Annotated in this window: 19 protein-coding genes; 5 read left to right on the top strand and 14 right to left on the bottom strand. The window is 65.7% G+C overall.

Going from position 1 to position 21,865, the window contains the following annotated elements; genetic code table 11:
- Window positions 1-49 precede the first annotated feature (49 nt).
- The 4 genes from V6B15_RS03765 to V6B15_RS03750 form a co-directional block, all read right to left on the bottom strand.
- Window positions 50-1,396 (bottom strand): oxygenase MpaB family protein, encoded by a 1,347-nt coding sequence (locus V6B15_RS03765; protein WP_334200085.1) that lies wholly within the window; start codon window positions 1,394-1,396, stop codon window positions 50-52.
- A 150-nt stretch (window positions 1,397-1,546) separates the two neighbouring features.
- On the bottom strand, window positions 1,547-2,179 hold the full coding sequence (locus tag V6B15_RS03760; protein ID WP_334200084.1) for a hypothetical protein: 633 nt from the start codon (window positions 2,177-2,179) through the stop codon (window positions 1,547-1,549).
- Window positions 2,180-2,187: 8 nt separating this feature from the next.
- Window positions 2,188-2,883 (bottom strand): hypothetical protein, encoded by a 696-nt coding sequence (locus V6B15_RS03755; RefSeq protein ID WP_334200083.1) that lies wholly within the window; start codon window positions 2,881-2,883, stop codon window positions 2,188-2,190.
- A gap of 194 nt (window positions 2,884-3,077) precedes the next feature.
- Window positions 3,078-4,289, bottom strand: a complete 1,212-nt coding sequence (locus V6B15_RS03750) for a saccharopine dehydrogenase family protein (RefSeq protein WP_334200082.1) — start codon at window positions 4,287-4,289, stop codon at window positions 3,078-3,080.
- Between the two features lie 67 nt (window positions 4,290-4,356).
- On the opposite strand from V6B15_RS03750, the gene V6B15_RS03745 reads away from it, so the two are divergent.
- The 5 genes from V6B15_RS03745 (at window position 4,357) to V6B15_RS03725 (ending at window position 8,220) form a co-directional block, all read left to right on the top strand.
- Window positions 4,357-5,310 (top strand): threonine ammonia-lyase, encoded by a 954-nt coding sequence (locus V6B15_RS03745; protein ID WP_334200081.1) that lies wholly within the window; start codon window positions 4,357-4,359, stop codon window positions 5,308-5,310.
- Window positions 5,311-5,388: 78 nt separating this feature from the next.
- Complete coding sequence (locus V6B15_RS03740) at window positions 5,389-6,606, top strand: DUF3419 family protein (RefSeq protein ID WP_334200080.1); 1,218 nt, start codon at window positions 5,389-5,391, stop codon at window positions 6,604-6,606.
- On the top strand, window positions 6,603-7,253 hold the full coding sequence (locus tag V6B15_RS03735) for a class I SAM-dependent methyltransferase (RefSeq protein WP_334200079.1): 651 nt from the start codon (window positions 6,603-6,605) through the stop codon (window positions 7,251-7,253). The genes V6B15_RS03740 and V6B15_RS03735 overlap by 4 nt, the downstream gene beginning before the upstream one ends.
- 69 nt (window positions 7,254-7,322) lie before the next feature.
- Window positions 7,323-7,772, top strand: a complete 450-nt coding sequence (locus V6B15_RS03730) for an MAPEG family protein (RefSeq protein ID WP_334200078.1) — start codon at window positions 7,323-7,325, stop codon at window positions 7,770-7,772.
- Between the two features lie 13 nt (window positions 7,773-7,785).
- Window positions 7,786-8,220: an MAPEG family protein gene (locus tag V6B15_RS03725; protein WP_320182047.1), complete on the top strand. Its 435-nt coding sequence runs from the start codon at window positions 7,786-7,788 to the stop codon at window positions 8,218-8,220.
- Window positions 8,221-8,345: 125 nt separating this feature from the next.
- Here V6B15_RS03725 and trxB read toward each other — a convergent pair whose 3' ends face one another.
- The 10 genes from trxB to V6B15_RS03675 form a co-directional block, all read right to left on the bottom strand.
- On the bottom strand, window positions 8,346-9,329 hold the full coding sequence (gene trxB, locus V6B15_RS03720) for a thioredoxin-disulfide reductase (RefSeq protein ID WP_334200077.1): 984 nt from the start codon (window positions 9,327-9,329) through the stop codon (window positions 8,346-8,348).
- A 63-nt stretch (window positions 9,330-9,392) separates the two neighbouring features.
- The gene (locus V6B15_RS03715) at window positions 9,393-10,172 is read right to left on the bottom strand and encodes a tyrosine-protein phosphatase (RefSeq protein ID WP_334200076.1); all 780 of its coding nucleotides are present in this window, start codon (window positions 10,170-10,172) and stop codon (window positions 9,393-9,395) included.
- 57 nt (window positions 10,173-10,229) lie between these two features.
- Window positions 10,230-11,636 carry an alpha,alpha-trehalose-phosphate synthase (UDP-forming) gene (locus tag V6B15_RS03710; protein WP_334200075.1) on the bottom strand — a complete coding sequence of 469 codons (1,407 nt, stop codon included), beginning with the start codon at window positions 11,634-11,636 and terminating at the stop codon, window positions 10,230-10,232.
- Window positions 11,618-13,405 (bottom strand): glycoside hydrolase family 15 protein, encoded by a 1,788-nt coding sequence (locus V6B15_RS03705; RefSeq protein ID WP_050600325.1) that lies wholly within the window; start codon window positions 13,403-13,405, stop codon window positions 11,618-11,620. The genes V6B15_RS03710 and V6B15_RS03705 overlap by 19 nt, the downstream gene beginning before the upstream one ends.
- A complete protein-coding gene (otsB, locus tag V6B15_RS03700; RefSeq protein ID WP_334200074.1) occupies window positions 13,402-14,145 on the bottom strand; it encodes a trehalose-phosphatase in 744 nt (247 codons plus the stop codon). Before otsB ends, V6B15_RS03705 begins: the two co-directional genes overlap by 4 nt.
- Before the next feature lie 46 nt (window positions 14,146-14,191).
- Window positions 14,192-14,851, bottom strand: a complete 660-nt coding sequence (locus tag V6B15_RS03695; protein WP_334200073.1) for a retropepsin-like aspartic protease family protein — start codon at window positions 14,849-14,851, stop codon at window positions 14,192-14,194.
- 49 nt (window positions 14,852-14,900) lie between these two features.
- Window positions 14,901-15,905 (bottom strand): L-histidine N(alpha)-methyltransferase, encoded by a 1,005-nt coding sequence (gene egtD, locus V6B15_RS03690; RefSeq protein ID WP_334200072.1) that lies wholly within the window; start codon window positions 15,903-15,905, stop codon window positions 14,901-14,903.
- On the bottom strand, window positions 15,905-17,158 hold the full coding sequence (gene egtB / locus V6B15_RS03685) for an ergothioneine biosynthesis protein EgtB (protein ID WP_442969003.1): 1,254 nt from the start codon (window positions 17,156-17,158) through the stop codon (window positions 15,905-15,907). Before egtB ends, egtD begins: the two co-directional genes overlap by 1 nt.
- 179 nt (window positions 17,159-17,337) lie before the next feature.
- Window positions 17,338-18,711, bottom strand: a complete 1,374-nt coding sequence (locus V6B15_RS03680) for a class II 3-deoxy-7-phosphoheptulonate synthase (RefSeq protein WP_334201322.1) — start codon at window positions 18,709-18,711, stop codon at window positions 17,338-17,340.
- A 123-nt stretch (window positions 18,712-18,834) separates the two neighbouring features.
- Window positions 18,835-21,774: a M16 family metallopeptidase gene (locus tag V6B15_RS03675; protein ID WP_334200071.1), complete on the bottom strand. Its 2,940-nt coding sequence runs from the start codon at window positions 21,772-21,774 to the stop codon at window positions 18,835-18,837.
- Window positions 21,775-21,865: the final 91 nt, after the last annotated feature.

The raw sequence follows: 21,865 nt of genomic DNA, 5'->3' as shown, positions 1-21,865 counted from the left end.
GCGGCCCATAGGGCAAGCGGCGGGCAAGCTCCATAGCCTGCCCGCGCGGCTATAGCGCGGGCTTGTACTGGCTCGCGTCGGTGACGAAATCGGCATGGCCATAGGTCTCGAGCAGCTGCCCCAGCTTGCGCACCAGCCGCCGGTCGGCCCAGTCGCGCGTAGCCGGAATGGCGGCCAGCGCCTTGTACCAGCGGATGTGGCCGTGGACGAAAGCCAGCGCGCAGACCGCCGCCAGCCGGTCCGCGGCACTCATCGTGACGCCCACGCTGGCGGCCAGTTCACGGTCGCCGCCCATGAAGTGCTGGATGAAGAACAGCTTCGAAAAACCGCCCTCCATCCAGCGCTTCGCCCCCGCCAAGGCCCCCTCTCCCTGGGTCATCTCGGCGTCCATCGTCGCGCGTAGCAGCGCGCCGCAGGTCTCGGGCTCAAACTCGGCGCGCAGCGTGGCCGAGCGCGTCAGCCACAGTTTCTCGATCCCGCGCGGGGTATCGCTCAGCAAATCCTCGGGCAGGCCCAGCAGGAAGCAGCGATAGCGCGCCAGTTCGACCTTGGCGCGTTCTTCGGGGGTGAAGGTTTCGCGGCCGCTGTCGAGCACCTCGCGCGCCATCAGATAGGTGCCGATCAGCCCGGCGGGCATCTGGTCCACCTGCGGGATCGGAATGCCATAGATGCCGACGTCCCATTTGCCGCTACGCATGATGTTGGCGCGGACCATCGAATGCATCAGCCGGACCTTGGCCGCCGCCTTAAACCCCGCCCCCGAGCGGCGGAGCGCACCGGGCATCAGCGTGCAGGTGAAAAAGCTGCCGGTCTCATAGGCGCGGCGCGAAGCGGTGTTGTTCGACAGCGTGCCGGTCAGCGCCATCGGCAGCGCGCTGTATTTGTTCATGAAGGTCGCAATGAAGGCGCCGCGCAGCACGAAGGGGGTCAGGTGGACATGCGCATTGCGCTCGGTCCGCGCGCCCTGCTCAACCAGCTCCATGTCGAGCCACTCGGGCGTGGCCTCCATTGCGGCGATGAAGGCGCACAGTTCGGGCGGCGCACCCTCAACCGCCTCGAGGCCCTCGTCGCAGGCGCGGTCGAGCATGTCGACCAGCGCGCGGAAGCCGTATTGGGGCATCAGCGCGGCATAGGCATCCGCCGTGCGGTCGCCGGTCATCGTATAGGCACGGATGGTCGCAAGGCATTCGCTGTCGGCCAGCAGTTCGGCGCGGCGCGAGGCGAAGCGCGCGGGCATCTCGACCTGGTCGACAAGATCGGTGGAGAAGCGTTCGGGCAGCTGCGTGAAATCGACCGAGCCATAGATGGCGGGGATCGCCTCGCGCTGCGCCACTACCTCGGGCGGAAAAGCTGCGGGTACGGGTTCGAGCGGTTCGACGTGCGCAAGCGTGGCCATGAAGCGGCTCCCTTCACGCGCCAATTTATATCACTCGATCAAACCGTCAACCCGTTGCGGGATCCTGGCCGCAAACGCGCGGCATACCGCCAAGGAAAACGGGGCGGAGCAGCGCTTGCTGCCCCGCCCCGCCGGGAATTTGCGATCCGCTCAATCGTCCTTGTCGGGACGATAGACCAGCGCCCGCACGGGGCCTTCGTAGGAGAACCCGCGCGACATCATCCGTTCCTGGCCGCTGCGCCAGTTGGAGGCACCGAAGCCCGTGTAGACGGTGGTGGTCGACGTGTTCGACACGATAGTATCGTGGCTTTCGCCGACCGGTTCGGGATCGACGGTGACCAGCGCATACCGCTCGTTTTCCTGCGGTACGAACTGGATCGACAGCAGCCCGGGGCGGAACATGTACTGGTCGCGGCGGAAGCTGCGCGTTTCGGCACCGGCGGCATCGAGCAGCACGACCTTGGGCGACAACACCCGCTCCAGTTCGAGCACCGAACCGATCTCGACCATCTTGGCATGCGCTGCATCGGGGAGCGCGAAGACGAGATACGGCGCTGCCACCGCGCCGCGCCGCAGGCACGCGCCATTGCCGGAGAGATGGGCATCGACCGTCCAAATCGCCTTGTCCTTTTCAGGCGTCAGGCCGATTGCCCCAGCCGTATCGACCGCAGTCGGGCAATCGGGCCGATCATAGGCCAGCGTCGGCGGAATGGCCGGTGTGGTCGTGGTGCAGCCACCCAGAAGGGCGGCTGCACCAAACGCGATAAACAGGTTCCTGTTCATGGCCCCGCCTAGCGCATCAGCCGGACGGCGGTGTCCGCCACCCGCCTCAGCGCATCGTCGATCCCGGCGGCCAGCCGCTCGGGCTGCGTGATCATGTCTTCGCGGTTCTCGAACACATAAGCCGGGTTCGCAGCGATGGTCACCACACCGGCCTGCGCATCGACCCCGTTATAGACAATGCGGTTTTCCATCAGCGTCTTGCCGGTCAGCGCATCGACCATCTTGACGTCGGCGGAGACCGTCGGGCGCCAGTTCTGGTTGCCTGCATTGACATAGCCATAGGCGGTGACGTTGAAATCGACCAGCGCCTGGGTGCCCTGCGGCGCGCCCGGATAGTCGCTAAGGAGTTCGCGCTTTTCGCGATCCGGTCCGGCCAGCATAACCGCGGCGATGCCGCTTTGGGCCAGCGACGAGACGAGATAGCTTTCGAAATTCGCTTCGGGTGTGTGGTTGACGCTGTCGAGCGCTTCATTGACCCGGTCACGGCGCGAGGCCTGGACCCCGGCGTCGATCAGCCCGCCGATCAGCCCGAAATTCCCCATGGTCGATGCGGCTTCGTATGCGACCGCCTCTTCGGGCAGCGTGTCGTCGACGATGGCGACCGAGGTAACGGGTGCGGCAGGCGCGGTGTACGGCGTGCCGACATAGGGCTTGGCGCAGGCGGACAGCCCCAGCAGCGCGATGGCCGCGACGGATTTCTTCATGGAATTGTGACCCCTCATTGATGCCGGACGGGAGAGACCCGCCCAGTTGTCCGAATGGACGACCCGGGGCTACAAAGAAGCGAAGTCCGGCGTCAACAACGCCCGCATTCCAGCGCGACTAAGTGGCTGATGGTGGCAGCAAAGACACTTCAAAAAGCGTTACCGCCACCCTCGCCTGTCGCAGCCGGCCGCGATCAAAAATCTACCGGGCCGTCGAGTTCCTTGACCTGCCACGGCAGGCCGTGCGCGTTGAGCATGTCCATGAAGGGATCGGGGTCCATTTCTTCCATGTTGAACACGCCCTCGCCGGTCCACTTGCCGGTGAGCATCATCGCGCTGCCGATCATTGCGGGGACGCCCGTGGTATAGGAAACCGCCTGGTTGCCGGTTTCCTCGTACGCCGCTTCGTGGCTGCAGATATTGTTGATGTAGAAGGTCTTCTCGCCCGATCCGTCGAGCGCCTCGCCGGTCGCGATCACGCCGATATTGGTGTTGCCCTTGGTGGTCTCGCCCAGCGATTCGGGCTTGGGCAGCACGGCAGCGAGGAACTGCAGCGGGATGATTTCCTTGCCCTGGTACTTGACCGGGTCGATCCGCGTCATGCCGACATTCTGCAGCACGGTCAGGTGCTTGATGTATTCATCGCCAAAGGTCATCCAGAAGCGCGCCCGCTCCATCTCGGGGTTGAACTTGGCGAGGCTTTCGAGCTCCTCGTGATACATCATGTACATGTTCTTCGGGCCGACCGCCTCGAAGTCGAACTCGACCTTCTTGCCCATCGCGGGGGTCTCGACGAATTCGCCGTTTTCCCAGTGGCGCGCGGGCGCGGTGACTTCGCGGATGTTGATTTCCGGATTGAAATTGGTGGCGAAAGCCTGCCCGTGATCGCCGCCATTGCAATCGAGGATATCGAGCTGGCGGATGGTCTTGAGCTTGTGCTTCTTGAGCCACATGGTGAAGACGCTGGTGACGCCCGGATCGAAGCCCGAGCCCAGCAGCGCCATCAGCCCCGCAGCTTTGAAGCGGTCGTGATAGGCCCACTGCCAGTGGTATTCGAACCGCGCCTCGTCCTTGGGTTCGTAATTGGCGGTGTCGAGATAGGACACGCCGGCTTCGAGACAGGCGTCCATGATCGGCAGGTCCTGGTACGGCAGCGCGAGATTGACCACTAGGCTCGGGCCGACCTTCCTGATCAGATTGACCATCGCCGGGACTTCCTCGGCGTCGATCTCGTAGGTCGCCACATCCTGCCCGGTGCGCTCTTTCACGCTCGCGGCGATGCTGTCGCACTTGCTCTTCGTGCGGCTGGCAAGGTGGATGTCGCCGAAAATATCGGCGTTCATCGCCATCTTGTGGACGCAGACCGAGCTGACGCCGCCCGCACCGATCACCAGGACTGTGGACATGGGTAAACCTCTTTCGTGGAATTTCGAATCTTGCGCGCCCCCTAGCGAAATGCGCTACAGGGGCCAAATGATCCGAGACGATATGCGCAAACCGACCCGCGAAGGCGTTCTCGCCGCGGCCGCCTCCATTGCCGAATTGCTTCCGCCGACACCGCTGCTGCCGGTCGAGATCGGCGGGGTGCGCTGCCATGTGAAGGCGGAAAGCCTGCAACCGATCGGCGCATTCAAGATCCGCGGCGGCTGGTGGCGGCTGTCGAACCTCGACGCGGCGGAGAGGGCGCGCGGCGTGGTCGCGGTATCGTCGGGCAATCACGCGCAGGGCGTCGCCTGGGCGGCGCGGCGGCTGGGGATCGCGGCGGCGATCGTCATGCCGCGCAATGCGCCCACGGTGAAACTGGAAGCGACCCGCGCGCTGGGCGCGGAGATCGTGCTATACGACCGCCCCGGCGAGGATCGCGAGGAAGTCGCCGCGCGCGAGGTCGCGTCACGCGATGCGACGCTAGTCCATGCCTTCAACGATCCGTGGGTGATCGAGGGCCAGGGCAGCGCGGGCATCGAGATCGCGGCACAGCTTGGCCGCGCGCCGTCGCGCGTAGTCGTCTGTTGCGGCGGCGGCGGGCTGTCCGCCGGGCTGGCTCTCGCCTGCCCCGACAGCGCGATCCATGTGATCGAACCGCAGGGCTGGGACGTGGTCGGGCAAGCGCTCGAAGCGGGCGAAGTCGTACGCGCGGTCAATCCGCCCATCACCATCTGCGATGCGTTGCAGCCCGATGCCAGTGCGCCGGTGGTGCTGTCGGTGTTGCAGGGCCGCGCGCAGCCCGGTGTGGTCGTGACCGACCAGGAAGTCCGCGCGGCCCAGCGCTTTGCCTTTGCCAAGCTCAACCTGGTGGTCGAACCCGGCGGCGCGGCGGCGCTGGCGGCAGCGCTCTCGGGCAAGGTCCCGGTCGACGCGGATACGGTCATCATGGTGACCGGCGGCAATACCGATGCGGCGAGCTTTGCTAAGACGCTGAACGCCTAGCACCCGATACCGTAACGAGAGCGACACGCACGCGCCCTATTGGCGTCGGACGATCGTAACTCTCGGGACGTGACACGCATGGTGGCAGTGGCAAAGCGGATCATCGACGATGCGGTGGTCCGCAAGGATGCGAAAGCGGGCGACAAGCTGCTCGACAGGGCTTTCGCGCTGGCCTTCAAGGGGCTGGTCTACGCGCAGATCTGGGAAGACCCGGTGGTCGACATGGAAGGGCTGGAAATCGGCCCCGGCATGCGCGTGATGTGTATCGCCAGCGGCAGCTGCAACGCGCTGTCCTATCTCACTGCCGACCCTGCCGAAGTGGTCGCGGTCGATCTCAACCGGGCGCATGTCGCGCTGGGCAAGCTCAAGATCGCGGCGATCCGCAACCTGCCCGGCTACGACCGTTTCCGCCGCTTCTTCGCCGAGGCCGATCACCAGGAAAACCGCGCGATCTACCGGACGATGATCGCGCCACACCTGGATGCGGAAAGCCGCAAATACTGGGAAAGCCGCGACCTTACCGGGCGCAAGCGGATCAGCCATTTCACCCGCGGCATCTACCGCCAGGGCCTGCTGGGCGGGTTTATCGGCATCGCGCATCTCGCGGCCAAATTCTACCGCATCGACCTCGCCCGTGTGCTGAGGGCCGCAACGCTGGCGGAGCAGCGCGCGATTTTCGAGGCCGAGCTGGCCCCGGTGTTCGATAAGGCATTCATGCGCTGGCTGACCGATCATCCCGCCTCGCTGTTCGGCCTCGGCATCCCGCCCGCGCAATACCAGGCGCTGGCGGGTGACGAGAAGATGGCGGTGGTGCTCAAGCGGCGGCTGGAAAAGCTCGCCTGCGATTTCCCGGTGGATGACAATTACTTCGCCTGGCAGGCCTTCGGGCGCGGTTATGACCGCACCGTGGGCGCTCCCCTGCCGCCCTATCTCCAGCGCGGCAATTGGCCGGTGATGCAGCAGCGGATCGGCCGGCTCGATATGCGCCATGCCAATATGGTGGATTACCTCGCCGGGAGCGATGCGGGCAGCCACGACCGCTATGTCCTGCTCGATGCGCAGGACTGGATGGATGACCGGCAGCTCAACGAATTGTGGGCGCAGATCACCCGCACCGCCCGCCCCGGCGCGCGCGTATTGTTCCGCACCGCGGCCGAGCCGAGCCTGCTGCCCGGACGGCTGGCAGACGATCTCGCGGCGCGCTGGACCTATCACGCACAGACATCCGCCGATCTCACCGCGCGCGATCGCGCGTCGATCTATGGCGGCGTGCATCTGTACGAATTCGCCGGATGAGCGAGGCGGGGACGGCCAGCCAGGCGGCGCTGATGGACGGGATCTACCGCGGCCAGCGGCATATCTACGATCTGACGCGCAAATATTACCTCTTCGGCCGCGACGGGCTGATCGAACAGCTCGCGGCGTCCGATGGCGCGACCGTGATCGAGATCGCCTGCGGGACGGGCCGCAACCTCGGCGCGATCAAGCGCCGCTGGCCGGGCACCGCGGTCCACGGGCTCGATATTTCGGCAGAAATGCTCAAGAGCGCGCGCACCGCGCTGGGCACCGGGGCGCGGCTGGCGCAGGGCGATGCCTGCCGCTTCGATGCCCCCGCGCTGTTCGGGCGCGACTGTTTCGACCGGGTGGTGCTGTCCTATGCGCTGTCGATGATTCCCGATTGGGAGCGCGCGCTGCACCAGGCCGCACGGCTGGTCGCTCCCGGCGGATCGCTGCATGTGGTCGATTTCGGCTCGCTCGAGGCGATGCCCGCGCCGCTCGCGCGGGGCTTGCGCGGCTGGCTGGCACGGTTCCACGTCAGCCCGCGTGCCGATTTGCACGAGGCATTGCTGCGCGCCTGCACGATCAACGCGCTCGATTGCGAGTTCGAGACCGCGCGGTGGGACTATTTCCAGCGCGCGACGCTGCGCCGCCCGCCCGGCTAGGTTGCAATTGACAATCCACCGCGGGGCCAGCACTCTTGCCCGATAAGGGTCAAAGGGGAGAATCCACACATGCTAGCCCAGATGCTCGCACCCGCGGCGGTGCTGATCGCGTGGTCGTTACTTATCCTGTTCTGGATGGCGTTCACGCGCCTGCCCGCGCTGGGCAAGGCCGGCGGGCTCGGCGCTGCCAAGCCGGGCGGCCGGGGACAGGATCTCGAGGGAGTGATCCCCGACAAAATCAATTGGAAATCGCACAATTACGCGCATCTGATGGAACAGCCGACGCTGTTCTATGCCGCCAGCGTGATCATCGCGCTGCTGGGCGCGAGCGCGCTCGATACGTTGTTCGCGTGGATCTATGTCGGCCTGCGGATCGTCCATTCGATCTGGCAGGCAACCGTCAATGTGGTGAAAATCCGCTTCCTGCTGTTTATCGCGTCGACGATCGCGCTGATCTACCTCGCCTATCGCGCGCTTGCGCTGACGCTGTTCCACGATCCCAGCCTCGTGCTGGCCTGACGGAGACTATCCGATGATTCAATCGCAAATCCTCCAGCCCATCGTCGTGCTTGTCGTATGGACGATGATCATGTGGCTGTGGATGTACGCCACCCGTATCCCGGCGATGTCGCAGGCGGGGATCGACCCCAATGACGCGCGCCGGACCAAGTCGCTGGACGAGACGCTGCCCGCAGAGGTCCAGTGGAAAGCGCATAATTACAACCACCTGCACGAAGCACCGACAGTGTTTTATGCGGTTGCGCTGGTGCTGGCGATGATCGGCGCGGGCGACGGCATGAACGCGCTGATCGCGTGGATCTATGTCGGGCTGCGGATCATTCACTCGCTGGTCCAGGTGACCGCGAATGTGGTGATGGTGCGCTTCGTGCTGTTCGCACTGTCCAGCGTCGCGCTGATCGCGCTGTCGGTCAATGCCGCAATGTTGGTGTTCGGCACCCACATGTAAGCCAACACCAAGTCATTGCGAGGAGCCGCAGGCTCCGCGGCAATCCATCTTCCGGCATAGCAACTCGCTGCAAGGTCGGTTGATGGATTGCTTCACCTGCGGCTCGCAATGACTGTGTAGAGAGCTTATTCCGCCGCCTCGGCTTCGTGCGCGTGGCCGTCGGCGTCGATCTCCAGACCCGCGATGAAGCGCTCGGCATCGAGCGCGGCCATGCAGCCCATCCCCGCGGCCGTGACCGCCTGGCGATAGACGTGGTCGGTGACATCGCCCGCGGCGAAGACACCTGGCACCTCGGTCTTGGGCGATCCCGCCTCGGTTAGCAGGTAGCCGCCCTCGTCCATCGGCAGCTTGCCCTTGAACAGTTCGGTCGCGGGCGCATGGCCGATCGCGACGAAAGCGCCGTCGACTTCGAGCGTGCTGTCTTCGCCGGTGACCGTGTCGCGCAGGTTGAGATGACCCAGCGCGCCGGTTGGACCGGCTTCGAAGCTTTCGACCGCCTTGTTCCAGATCACGCTGATCTTGGGATGGTTGAGCAGGCGTTCCTGCAGGATCTTCTCCGCGCGCAATTCGTCGCGGCGGTGGATCAGCGTGACATCGTCCGAATGGTTGGTGAGGTAGAGCGCTTCCTCGACCGCGGTGTTGCCGCCGCCGATCACCGCGACCTTCTTGCCGCGGTAGAAGAAGCCGTCGCAGGTGGCGCAGGCGCTGACACCCTTGCCGCCCAGTTCCATCTCGCCCGGCACGCCCAGCCACTTGGCCTGCGCGCCCGTGGCGATCACCAGCACGTCGGCGACATATTCGTCGCCGCTGTCGCCAGTCGCGGTAAAGGGCGAGCCGTTCGATACGTCGACATCGACGATCGTGTCCCACATCATCCGCGTGCCGACATGCTCGGCCTGTTTCTGCATCTGCTCCATCAGCCACGGGCCCTGGACGACATCGGCGAAGCCGGGATAGTTCTCGACATCGGTGGTGATGGTCAGCTGGCCGCCCGGCTGCAGCCCCTGCACCACGATCGGTTCCATCATCGCGCGCGCCGCATAGATGGCGGCCGAATAGCCCGCGGGGCCCGAGCCGATGATGAGCATCTTGGTGCGATGGGTAGCCATGTCGTCAATTTCCGTCAGTCTGAAGGGGTGTTCGCGGCTATATGGGAAGCCGCAGCCGCAGAGTCACGCCACGAAGCGGGCGATCAGCGCATCGCGCAGCGCGTCATCCACACCTATCGCGGCTTCGAGATAGGTGTCGAAGCTGCCGTGGCGCTCGGTCGCGATCTCGAGATAGCGATCGAGATATTCCTCGCGCACGCCGAGCAGGTCCTTCGCCGCGCCCTCGTCGAGCTTGCGGCCCAGCCGCGCCTCGATCCCGGGCAGCGATTGCCGCGCGAGGACATCGAAGGTCGGGCTGTCATTGGTGCGCAGGAATTCGCGCCGCTGGTCTTCCTCGGCCACGCCGAGGATGTGCAGCAGCATGGTCGCCGCCACGCCGGTGCGGTCCTTGCCGGCATAGCAATGGACGAGGCTGGCCCCCTCGCGCTGCGCAAGGATGGTGAGATAGCGACCGAACATGTCGATCATCGCCGGATTGTCGGGCATGCGCGTGTAGACCGCGAGCATGCGTTCGCGCGCGAAATCGGCGGCGCTGGTGTCGGGGCCGATATCCATATGCGGCGGGCTGGAGGTGGTTTCGCCTTCGTAGAACAGCACCTGCCCGTCGAACCCCTCGACCCGGCGGCAGGGATTGGCCGCGCGCTCGCTTTCCCCGCGCAGGTCGATGACCGTGTGGATGCCCAGCGGGGCGATCGCGGCGAGATCCTCTTCGGTCGCCTCGACATGGTGGCCCGAGCGGAACAGCAGACCGGTGCGCACCTGGCCGCCCCCGCGCGTGCGCCAGCCGCCGTAATCGCGGAAATTGTGGATGCCCTGCGTCTCGAGGAATGGTTCGCGAATCATGCGCGCGACGGTGGCAGCGCGGCAGGGCATACGCAATCGCAGCGATCGGCGCCGCGCTCAGGCCTCGCTCAGATCGCGAAGGAAATTGGCAGTCCAGTCCTGCACATTGTCGTCGCGCACGGTGGCGATCAGCTTCTGGTAGCGCGCCTTGCGTTCTTCCAGCGTCATGTCGAGCGCGGTCTGGATGGCATGCGCGATATCGTCGGGGCTGTGCGGATTGACCAGCACCGCATCGGGCATCTGCGCCGCCGCGCCGGCGAAGCGCGAGAGGATCAGCACGCCGGGATCCTCGGGGTCCTGCGCCGCGATATATTCCTTGGCGACCAGGTTCATCCCGTCGCGCAGCGGAGTGACCAGCCCGATCTTGGCGGCGCGGAAGAAGCCGAACAGTTCTTCATGGCTGTAGCCGCGATTGACGTAGCGGATCGGGACCATGTCGACTTCGCTGCGCGCGCCGTTGATCCGGCCGCATTTCTGTTCGAGCTCGGCGCGGATCGCCTGGTAGCTGTCGACATCCTCGCGGCTGGGCGGCGCGATCTGGATGAAGACCAGATCCTGCACCCGTTCGGGATGCTTGTCGAAGAAGCGCCCGATCCCGTCGATGCGCTCGGGAATGCCCTTCGAATAATCGAGCCGGTCGACCCCGATCATCGCCGTGCGTCGGCGCGACGAGCTGAGCAGCCGCTGCTGGGCCTGCCGCGCTTCGCCAGCATTGCCCAGCTGCGAGAAATGATCCCAGTCGATCCCGATCGGATAGGCGCGCGCGATCGTGGTGCGCCCCTCGAAACTGACAGTGCCCTTTTCGCCGTCCACCTCGGCGCCCAGCTCGTTCTCGCAATAATGCAGGAAGCTTTCGAGCCATTCCTGCGTCTGGAAGCCGACCACATCGTAATAGAGCAGCGTACGCACCAGCCGCTCGTGATAGGGCAGCGAGACGAACAGCCGCGTCGGTGGCCAGGGAATGTGCAGGAAGAAACCGATGCGGTTCTTGAGCCCGCGCGAGCGCAGCCGCTCGCCCAGTGGGATGAGATGGTAATCGTGGACCCAGACGGCATCGTCGGGCTCGATCAGCGGCGCAACCTGGTCGGCAAAGCGTTCGTTGACGCGCTCGTAGCCCTTGCCCGTCTCGCGTTCGTATTGCGCGAGGTCGAGCCGGTAATGGAACAGCGGCCACAGCGTCGAGTTGGCATAGCCGTTGTAGTATTCGTCGATATCGCGCTGCGACAGATCGATCGTCGCGGTGGTCACGCCGTCAGTGGTCTGCGTGTCGATATGCCCGGTGCGCCCGCTTTCGCTTTCCTGCCCCGACCAGCCGAACCACAGCCCCTTGCGATCGCTGAGCGCCGCATGCAGCGCGCCGGCAAGGCCGCCCTGCGCGCCCGCTGCGCCGCGCGCCTTGGGCACTGCAACGCGGTTGGAGATGACGACGAGTCGGGGTTGATCGGTCAGCGTACTTCGCTCCACGGTTTGCTCAGCAGGCCGGCACAGTTGATGATACCGACCAGTGAATAGGTTTGCGGGAAATTGCCCCACAATTCATCGGTCTCGTAGTCGAGATCCTCGCTTAGCATGCCTGATGCGGTGGTGTGGCTGAGCATGGCCTCGAACATCTCGCGCGCCTCCTCGCGGCGGTCGACCAGCGCAAGCGCCTCGATCAGCCAGAAGGTGCAGACGTTGAACGCAGTTTCGGGTGCACCGAAGTCGTCCTCTGCAGCGTAGCGCAGCATGTGATCGCCGCGCCGCAGATCGCGCTCGACCGCGGCGAAGGTCTTGAGGAAGCGTTCGTCGTCGGGCGTAAGATAGCGCAATTCGACCAGTTGCAACAGGCTGGCGTCGAGATAGTCGCTTTCGAAGCTGGCGCCGTAATGCCCGCCCTCCTCGCTCCACGCATTCTCGTCGATCTTGGCGCGGATCGCGTCGGCGCGCTGTTTCCAGTGGACCACGCGGTCGCCCTTGCCCAGCGTCGCGGCGACATTGGCCAGCCGGTCGCAGGCGGCCCAGCACATCACCGCCGAATAGGTGTGCACTTCCTGCCGGGTGCGGAACTCCCACAGCCCGGCATCGGGCTGGTCGTGCTTGGCCCAGGCCGCTTCGCCGACTTCTTCCAGATGTTCGAAATCGCGTTCGTCCGCCATTCGCAGCAGTCGCGTGTCGAAAAACGCCTGCGCGGTCGGCATGACGATCTGGCCGTAGCAATCGTGCTGCACCTGCTTGTAGGCGGCATTGCCCACGCGCACCGGGCCCATGCCGCGATAACCGGCAAGATGCTCGGCCTCGAATTCGTGAAGCTCGTCCGCGCCCATCACCGAATAGAGCGGCTGGATCTGCCCGCCGCGCGCCTGGTCGACGATGTTGCGCAGATAGGCGAGATATTTCTCGAGCACGTCGAGCGCGCCGAGCCGGTTGAGCGCCTGGACAGTGTAATAGCTGTCGCGGATCCAGCAGTAGCGATAGTCCCAGTTGCGCTGGCTGTTGGCAGCCTCGGGGATCGAGGTGGTCAGCGCGGCGACGATGGCGCCGGTTTCCTCGTGCTGGCACAGCTTGAGCGCGATCGCGGCGCGGATCACCTCTTCCTGCCATTCGAGCGGGATATGCAGCCCGCGCACCCAGTGCTGCCAGTAGCGCGCGGTCATCGCCTCCATCCGCCGCACTTCGCTGCGGATATTGCCATCGAAGGGCTCGTCGGGGCCAAGGAAGAAATGCTGGTCGCTTTCGACCCGGTAGCTGCGCCCCTCGAGGACGTAACCCACTGGCGCATCGGTCGACAGGCGCAGCGCCTGCGGGCCGATCATGTAGCGGATGTGATTGGTGCCGTTGGTCGTTTCGGCAAGCGAGGCGCCGTAGCCGTTCATCGGCGCGAGGACGATGCGCAGCCGCGGCGCGCCCGCCACAGGGCGCACGATGCGCGCATAGGCAACTGGGCGGTACATCCGGCCCGAACGTTCGAAGCGCGGCGCGAAATCGTGGATCTCGACCGCGCTGCCATCGTCGGCCTCGAGCCGGGTGACCAGGATCGCGGTGTTGCGTTCGTACCGCTGGCTGCTGCGCGCCTGCCCTTCGAGCTCGAACCGCCAGATGCCGCGATCGCGCGCATTGTCGTTGAGCAACGAACAGAAGACCGGATCGCCGTCGACGCGCGGGACACAGCCCCAGACGAAGGCCCCCTCGCTATCGACCAGCGTGCTGACCTGGCAGTTGCCGATCGGGGAGAGCTCAAGGTCCGACTGCATCATATCTCCAACCAATGGTGCACTGCAGCAACGCTGTCGAGTCCGTATCGTGCCTGCCGGCTCGGACGTTCGCCCACGGCGATCCCGAAACCGCCATGTTCGCCCGCGCCGGCAAACCCGTCTTCGTCGGTCACATCGTCGCCGATGAATACCGGGACGGCGCCCGCGAAAGGCGCGACTTCCATGAAGGCCGACACAGCCGCCGCCTTGGTCGCACCGGGGCGCACCAGTTCGGCCACGCCCTTGCCGCTGGTGACGCACAATTCGCGCGAGGCGGCGAATTCCTCTGCGAAGGCCAGGGTCGCCTCGCGCTTTTCGGGTGCGGCGCGAAAATGCAGCGCGCCGCCATGCGTCTTGGTTTCGTAGAACAGGCCATGCGCTTCGGCGAAGGCGCGCAATTCGCCCACCGAGGCTTCGGACAAGCCGCGTGGCTCGTCACCGAGACGCGTGCCGTCGGCGAGGAAGCGCGAGGCGCCGTGCGACCCGGCCCGGCAGATCGCCGGTTCGCCCAGGTGACCGGTCAGATCGTCGAGCGCGCGCCCGCTGACCAGCGCCAGCCGGCCTTCCAGGCGGTCGCGCAGCGCGTGCAGCCGGTCCAGCAGCCCCTCGGGCACGTGGATGTCGCCCGGGCGCGGCGCGATCTCCACCAGCGTGCCATCGAAATCGAGGAACAGTGCAGCGGCGCCGCGGTCAAGCAGCTGCGCCAGCGGCGGCGGGGGCGGAAGCGTTGTCGAGCCGTCCATCGCGCGCTGCCCTAGCGTTTCGGCGCGCGCGGTCCAACGGGGGAATTCACGAAATCGTATCCTCGGCGCGGGGCACGAGGATCAGCGTGTTGTCCTCCACCCGCCACGAACCGAGCCGCGCCAGCACATTCATCCCGATGACGTTGAAATCGCCGAAGCTTTCCGCGATCGCCGCATCGGTCCCGCTGGCGCTGACATTGCCGAAGGTCAGGCTGTCGATCGTCGCGACATGCGCCTGCACCGTGCCATTGGCAGTGCCCAGCATGATCGGGATACCGCCGCGGCGCGGCTCGAGCCCGGCGCGCTCGGCCAGCGGCGCGGAAATCGCGGTGAGCGTGGCACCGGTATCGATCATGAAATTGCCGGGCACGCCGTTGACCTCGGCACGGACCCAGAAATGCCCGTCGGCGGACAGCGGGATCTGCGTTTCGCCGCCTTCGACCAGCTGTTCGGGCAGGCCGATCTGCGGCACCGCGACATCGAAACGCGGATCGAAGCGCGACAATTGCAGCACCACCGTCAGCAGGATCAGCCCGAGCGCGAGCGAACTGCCCACACGCAGCAGCCCGCCGAGCGCCGAGCGCTTGGCGATCATCGCGCCGATCCAGCCGAGCACCATGGCCGCGACGGCGGCGATCAGCAGCTCGGAGCGCGGGATCGCACGCAGCATATCCGCGGCGGCGCTGAAGACGGGTTCGAAATCCATACCGGGGATATAGGAACGCGCCGGTGTCGCGTCCATGAATACGCGCGCGCTAGGGTGCTTCGCGCTGTTCGGTGGCGCGCGCGAGGATCAGCGAGAAGCGTTTCTCGCTATCGGTCCAGCGTTTGACCGGGGTCCAGCCGCCCGCCAGCAGCAGCATATTGGCGCTGCGGCGGGTGAACTTGTGGCTATTCTCGGTATGGATGCTGTCGCCCTGCTTCATCGCGAAACTTTCACCCGACACCGCGAAGTCGATGTCGCGCGTGGCTGTCAGATGCATTTCGATCCGCGCCAGCCGGTCGTTCCACACCGCGTCATGCTCCAAAGCATCGGCGGGGACAGTGCCATCGAGCTCGCGATTGATGCGGGTGACGAGGTTCTTGTTGAACGCGCCGGTTACGCCATCGGCATCGTCATAGGCGGCTTCGAGCACCTTGCGGTCTTTCACCAGGTCCATGCCGATCAGCAGCATCGCGCTGTCGCCCTCGCCCTCGTCGGCGCCCAGCGTCGCACGCATCGAGCGCAGCAGGTCGACCGCGGTGCGCGGGACCATGTTACCGATGGTCGAGCCGGGAAAGAACCCCAGCCTGGCAAGCTGTTCGACCGCCTCGGGCAGCGTCACGCGGCGCATGAAGTCGGCCTCGACCGGATGGACCGGCAGGCCGGGAAATTTCTGCGCCAGTCCGGCGGCGCTCTCGCGCAGGAAGTCGCCCGAGATATCGAGCGGGACATAGGCCGCGGGCGCGATCGCCTCGAGCAGCAGCGGCGTCTTAACCGAGCTGCCCGAGCCGAATTCGACCACCGCCCTGCCCGGCCCGATCAGCTTTGCAAACTCGGCCCCGCGCGCGGTGAGGATCTCGGTCTCGGCGCGAGTCGGGTAATATTCCTCGACCTGCGTGATCTTCTCGAACAGGCGCGAGCCTTCTTCGTCGTAGAACCACCGCGCGGGGATGGCCTTGGGCTGTTGGCGCAGCCCCGCGAGCACGTCCTGGCGGAACGCCTTGTCGACGCCGTCCTCGTCGCGTTCGACGAGCGCGATCCCCTTTTCGGTAGTCATCAGATGTCCTTTGCCAGCCTCAGGCCGGTGAATTGCCACCGCTGGTGCGGGTAGAAGAAGTTGCGATAGCTGGCGCGTGAATGGCCGCGCGCGGTGGCGCAGCTGGCCCCCCGGAGCACGAACTGACCGCTCATGAACTTGCCATTGTATTCGCCCACCGCGCCTGCGGCGGGCTGGAAACGCGGATAGGGCAGATAGGCCGAGCGGGTAAACTGCCAGCAATCGCCGAACAGGCCGCTGCTGCCACGCGGGAGCGGCGGCGCTGCCTCGTCGAGCTGGTTGCCGCCAAGCGGGTCATGCGCGGGCGCCTGGCCTTCCTGCCCGCGCGCGATCGCTTCCCATTCGAATTCGGTGGGCAGGCGCTGGCCCGCCCAGCTGGCGAAGGCATCGGCTTCGAAATAGGAGATATGCGTGACCGGGGCGCCGGGATCGCGGTCCTGCCAGCCGGCATGGGTGAACTGCTCGCCCTCGTTCCAGTAGAGCGGCGCGCGCACGCCGTGTTCGCGCACCCAGGCCCAGCCGTCGGAGAGCCACAGGCTGGCAGTGTCATAGCCGCCATCGGCGATGAATTCGGCCCAGTCGCGATTGCTGACCAGCCGCGCCGACAGTGCGAAGGGTTCGAGCAGGACGCGGTGCGCGGGGCCTTCATTGTCGAAGGCAAAGCCATCCGCCTGGTGGCCGATCCGCGCGATGCCGCCGGGATGTTCGTGCCAGTCATCCGCCTGCGGCTGTGCGGCTGGCATGGGCGTATCCCACAAGGCCACGCCGAGCGGGTTCTGGAACAAAGCGTGCTTGATATCGGTGAGCAGCAATTCCTGGTGCTGCTGTTCGTGCGCGAGCCCGAGTTCGATCAGCGGCGCGAGCTCCTCGCGCGCGAACAGCGGCGCCATCGCGGCGTCGACATGCGCGCGCCAATGGCGGATGTCCGCCAGCGTCGGGCGCGACAGCATCCCGCGCGAAAAGCGATGGATGCGCTCGCCTTCGGCCTCGTAATAGGAATTGAACACGAAGGGCCAGCGCTCGTCGAACAGCGTATATCCGCCGAGATGGTCGCGCAGCAGGAAGGTTTCCCAGAACCACGTCGTATGCGCCAGATGCCATTTGGCGGGGCTGGCATCTTCCATCGACTGGATCGTCGCATCGGCTTCGGACAGAGGGGCGGCCAGCGCCTCGCTCAGCGCGCGGGTCGCGGCGTAGCGACTCTCGATTTCCTCTCCCAGCGCGGGCTGCGCTTGCGGCTGGACCTGGTTCAATGCCGGTCCCCTTGAACTGCAGTCGCCGGAAGGTGGCAACCACGGTTCACCATGGCGCAATTCAGTTTCGGTTTAAAGGCCGGGGGCCAAAAAGCATGCCCAAACAATCGACTGACGCGCATTACCGGAGAATGCGGGGCCGGCGCCCCGGTTCCCGCGCATGCCCCCGGGCTGCCCGCTCAGGCGGCGTCGGCCTGCCGGATACCGTGTTCCTCATTGAGCATTTCGGCAATGAGGAAGGCCAGTTCGAGCGATTGCGCGGCATTGAGACGCGGGTCGCAATGCGTGTGATAGCGATCCTTGAGCGCCTCGTCGGTGATCGCCACTGCGCCGCCGACGCATTCGGTCACGTCCTGCCCGGTCATCTCGACATGGATCCCGCCGGGATGCGTGCTTTCGGCGCGGTGGACCGCGAAGAAGCCCTTCACTTCCGTAAGGATACGGTCGAAGGGCCGCGTCTTGTAGCCGCTGTCCGATTTGACGACATTGCCGTGCATCGGGTCGCAGCTCCACACCACCGGATGCCCTTCGGCTTTCACCGCGCGCACCAGCCGCGGCAGGCCATCTTCCACCTTGTCATGGCCGAAGCGGCTGATCAGCGTGATCCGGCCCGGCTCGCGCGCGGGGTTGAGCGTGTCGAGCAGCCTGAGCAGCGCGTCGGTTTCGAGGCTGGGGCCGCATTTCATCCCCAGAGGATTGCCGATGCCGCGCGCGAATTCGATATGCGCGCTGTTTTCGAAGCGCGTGCGGTCGCCGATCCACACCATATGCGCGGAGCAATCGTACCATTCGCCGGTCAGGCTGTCGCGGCGGGTGAGCGCCTGTTCGTAGGGCAGCAGCAGCGCTTCATGGCTGGTGAAGAAGCTGGTGCGCTGCAATTGCGGCACCACCTGCGGATCGACCCCGCAGGCCTCCATGAAGTCGAGCGCTTCGCCAATCCGGTCGGCAACGTCGGAAAACTTGTCCGCCCACGGGCTGCGGCCCATGAATTCGAGCGTCCACTGATGGACCTGCCGCAGATTGGCATAGCCGCCGGTGGCGAAGGCGCGCAGCAAATTGAGCGTGGCCGCCGCCTGCGAATAGGCGCGGACCATGCGCTGCGGATCGTTGGTGCGCGTCGCGGCGTCGAATTCGATGCCGTTGATGTTGTCGCCGAAATAGCTCGGCAGCGTGACATCGCCCTGCGTTTCGGTGTTCGAACTGCGCGGCTTGGCGAACTGCCCCGCCATGCGCCCGACCTTGACCACTGGCTTCTTGCTGGCGAAGGTCATCACCACCGCCATCTGCAGCAGCACGCGGAAGGTGTCGCGGATGTTGTTGGGGTGAAATTCGGCAAAGCTTTCGGCGCAGTCGCCGCCCTGCAGCAGGAAGGCGCGGCCTTCGGCGACTTCGGCGAGATCGGCCTTGAGCGCGCGCGCTTCGCCGGCAAACACCAGCGGCGGATGCGTTTCGAGCGTGGTCGTCGCGGCCTCGAGCGCGGCCGGGTCGAGATATTCGGGCAAGTGCCTTGCCTCGTATCCCTGCCAGCTATCGGGTGCCCAGTTGGTCGCCATTGTCTCTTCCATTTGCGGCGCCGGGAATGGCGCCAGATTGCCCGCCTGTAGCAGACGAGGCGGCATCATGTCGCAAGCAGCATTTGCTTGGCCAGCGTAAAAAGCCGATTGCAGTGACCGGCCTCAGCGTCCCGCGACGGCATCCTCGCCGCCCGATGCGGTGACCACTTCCTGCCCCTGCGGGATGACCGCCAGCCGCCAGCCTTCGCGCGATCCGAAGTATTTCTGCGCCAGCACCTGCAAATCGGCGGGTGTCGTTTGCGTATAATCGGACAGCAGGAAACGCAGCATCGGAATGCGGCGCGCGTCCACGGTCGCGCCCTCGAGCTGGTAGAGCCAGAACAAATTGCCGGTCGAGGCACGGCTGACATATTGCCGCAGCGGTTCGACCACGCGGTTGTACTCGTCCTCGCCCACCGGCGCGCTCGCCAGTTCCTTGGCGATGCGTTCGGCCTCGGCGAAGAACACCGGCACATCCTCGGGACGCAGCTGGGCCAGCGCGGCAATCCGTCCGCCGCTGTTCACATCGCTCGGCCAGTCGGACCGCACGACGGGCGAATAGCTCGCCCCGGCATGTTCGCGCATGGCATCCATCAGGCGGTTGTTGAACAGCGAGGTGAGCACTTCGAGACGGCGCGATTCGCGCAGGTTCTCGACTCCGGCACCACTGGGCCAGGCGATAACCGCCGCAGCCTGGTTGGCATCGCCGCGGTGGTGGCGGACCACGGTCGCGCCCGCTTCGGGGAAGTCGACCGCGCGTTCGAGCACCGCGGCGGAAGGCGCCTCGCGCGGGGCCAGCGCGCCAAAGGTCCGGCGCAGGGCTTCGACCGTTTCGGCCTTGTCGAATTCACCGAACACGAGCACTTCGACCGGACCCTGCGCGAGCAAGGGCTCCCAGAATTCGCGGAAGCCTGCGGGGGTCGCCGCATCGTACATTTCGGGCGTCGGAGTGCGGAAGCGCGGGTCGCTGTCGCGTACCAGATATTCGAGATCGCGCTGCAAGATGCCGCCGGGATTGGAGCCATAGCTTTCATAGGCCAGCTTGCCCGCCGCCTTGGCGCGGATCACCGGGTTCGGGTCCCAGCCGGGCATCGCCAGCTTCGCAGCGAAAAGATAAAGCTGTTCTTCCAGATCCTGTTCGCGCGTCTGCGCGTAGAAGGTGAAGGCGCCATCGCCGACCTGGAAATCGAAGCCGAACTTGCGCCCGGTGGCGAGCACGTCGAGCTCTTCCTGGCCCAGTTCGCCGATCCCCGATCCGATCAGCGCGGCATAGCCGAGATTGGCATAGACCGCGTCGTCGGGGTCGATCGCGCGATAGCCCGCGCCGAAGCGCACCTTGACCGCGACGCGGCCGGGTTCGGCATCGTTCGCCCACAGGATCGCCTTGACGCCATTGGCAAATTCGACCTGTTCAATGTCGAGCACGCCTATCGGTGCTTGCGTGGCAATCTCGCCCGGTTCGCCTACCGGCGGCAATTCGTCGAAGGAAATCGCCTGCGCGGCAATGCGCGCTTCGCCATCGGCGGCAATGTCTTCACCCAGCGCGGCGCGGATCGCCGCCTCGCTCGCCTCGCCCGTGGTCGGCGTGACATAGGCGGCACGGATCACATCGCCCGCAAACAGCGCGCGGGTGTGGTCGAGCACGCGCTCGGGCGTCAGCGTCGCCTTCATCGAATTGAACACCGTCAGCACGGTTTCGGGCGCGGCGATCGCCTCGCGGATATCGACTGCATTGACGACATCGTCGGCCAGCCGCGGTCCGGGCAGCACGCGGCGCTGTTCGACCTGGCTGGTGAAGACGATCTCGAACTCGGCCAGCTCGCGGTCGATTTCCTCCTGCGACGGCGGAGTCGCCAGCGCATCGGCGATGACCCCGCGAATATCATCGAGCGCGGCCTTCCAGTCGCCAGTCAGCGGGGCGAAATTTACAAAAGTCATGTCGGCGGAGCGGCTGACATCGTCCTGCGCCACCTGCGCATAGAGATAGCTGCCACCCGCCCGCGCGCGCGATTCAAGCCGGCGGTTGATCAGCGCCTGTGCCAGCGCATCGCGCAGCAGGCCTTCGTTATAGGCCACCGTATCCTGCACCGGACGCCACGGGCGCATCACCGCATAGGTGAACGAACGCGGCAGGTCGGGTTCGACGATGACGCCGATCTCGCCAACCGGATTGTCCGGATCGGCGCCCGCGGGTGCCACCGGATCGCCGAACGCAGGCGCGGGCACATGCGGCCCCTCGCCCTGCCAGTCGCCGAACCATGCCTCGATCTCGGCGGCAAGCTGCTTGGGGTCCATGTCGCCGGTGGCCACGACGACCACGTTTTCGGGCCGGTACCAGCGTTTGTAGAAGGCGCTGACACTCGCCCCGGTGGCCGCGGCCAGCGTTTCCTCGGTACCGATCGGCGTGCGCGTGGCGAGCCGTTGCCCGGCGAAAAGCACTTCGCGGCTGGCATTGCCCGCCCGTTCGCCCGGACCGCCGCGTTCGCGCTTTTCGGCCATCACGATGGGCACTTCGGCGCGGACATTGGCATCGCTCAGCACCGGGCTGCGCACCATGCCTGACAACAGCTTCATGCTTTCGGCCAGCTTGGTGGTGGAGATATTGGGCAGGTCGAGCTTGAACACGGTATGCGTCGGGCTGGTTTCGGCATTGGTATCGCTGCCGAAAGTCGCGCCGAGCCGCTGCCAGGTCGGGATCGCTTCCGCCGGGCCGAGATATTTGCTTTCGCGGAACAGCAAATGTTCGAGCAGATGGGCATAGCCGCGCTCGCTCTCTTCCTCGTGCAGCGATCCGGCGTCGATCCGCACGCGGACCGAGACCTGGTCGGGCGGAACGCCGTTGTTGCGCACCGCATAGCGCACGCCATTGGGCAGTTCGCCGAAGGTCCATTCCTCGTCGCGCGGGACATCGCTGCCCTCGTAGATCCACGGCGTGCCGTCGGCAGGCGTGAGATATTGCGGCGTGGGGGCCGCAGGTTCCTGCGCAAGCAGGGGCTGCGAAGCGAGCAGCGCAGCGGGAAGGACGAGCGCGAGACGCCGGATGGCGCGCGGAAAATGGGTCATGGAGGGCATATAGGAGGGCGACCTGTGAAGGCTAGGTGAATGTTTCCCCTGCAAGCGTTCCTTCCTTGCCCCTTGTTCCCACGCTTCCTAC

The organism is Qipengyuania sp. Mu-71 (assembly GCF_036867055.1).
Classification (GTDB): Bacteria; Pseudomonadota; Alphaproteobacteria; order Sphingomonadales; family Sphingomonadaceae; genus Qipengyuania; species Qipengyuania profunda.
The sequence above is the reverse complement of the archived record's forward strand: the minus strand, read 5'-3'. Positions and strand labels throughout refer to the sequence as shown.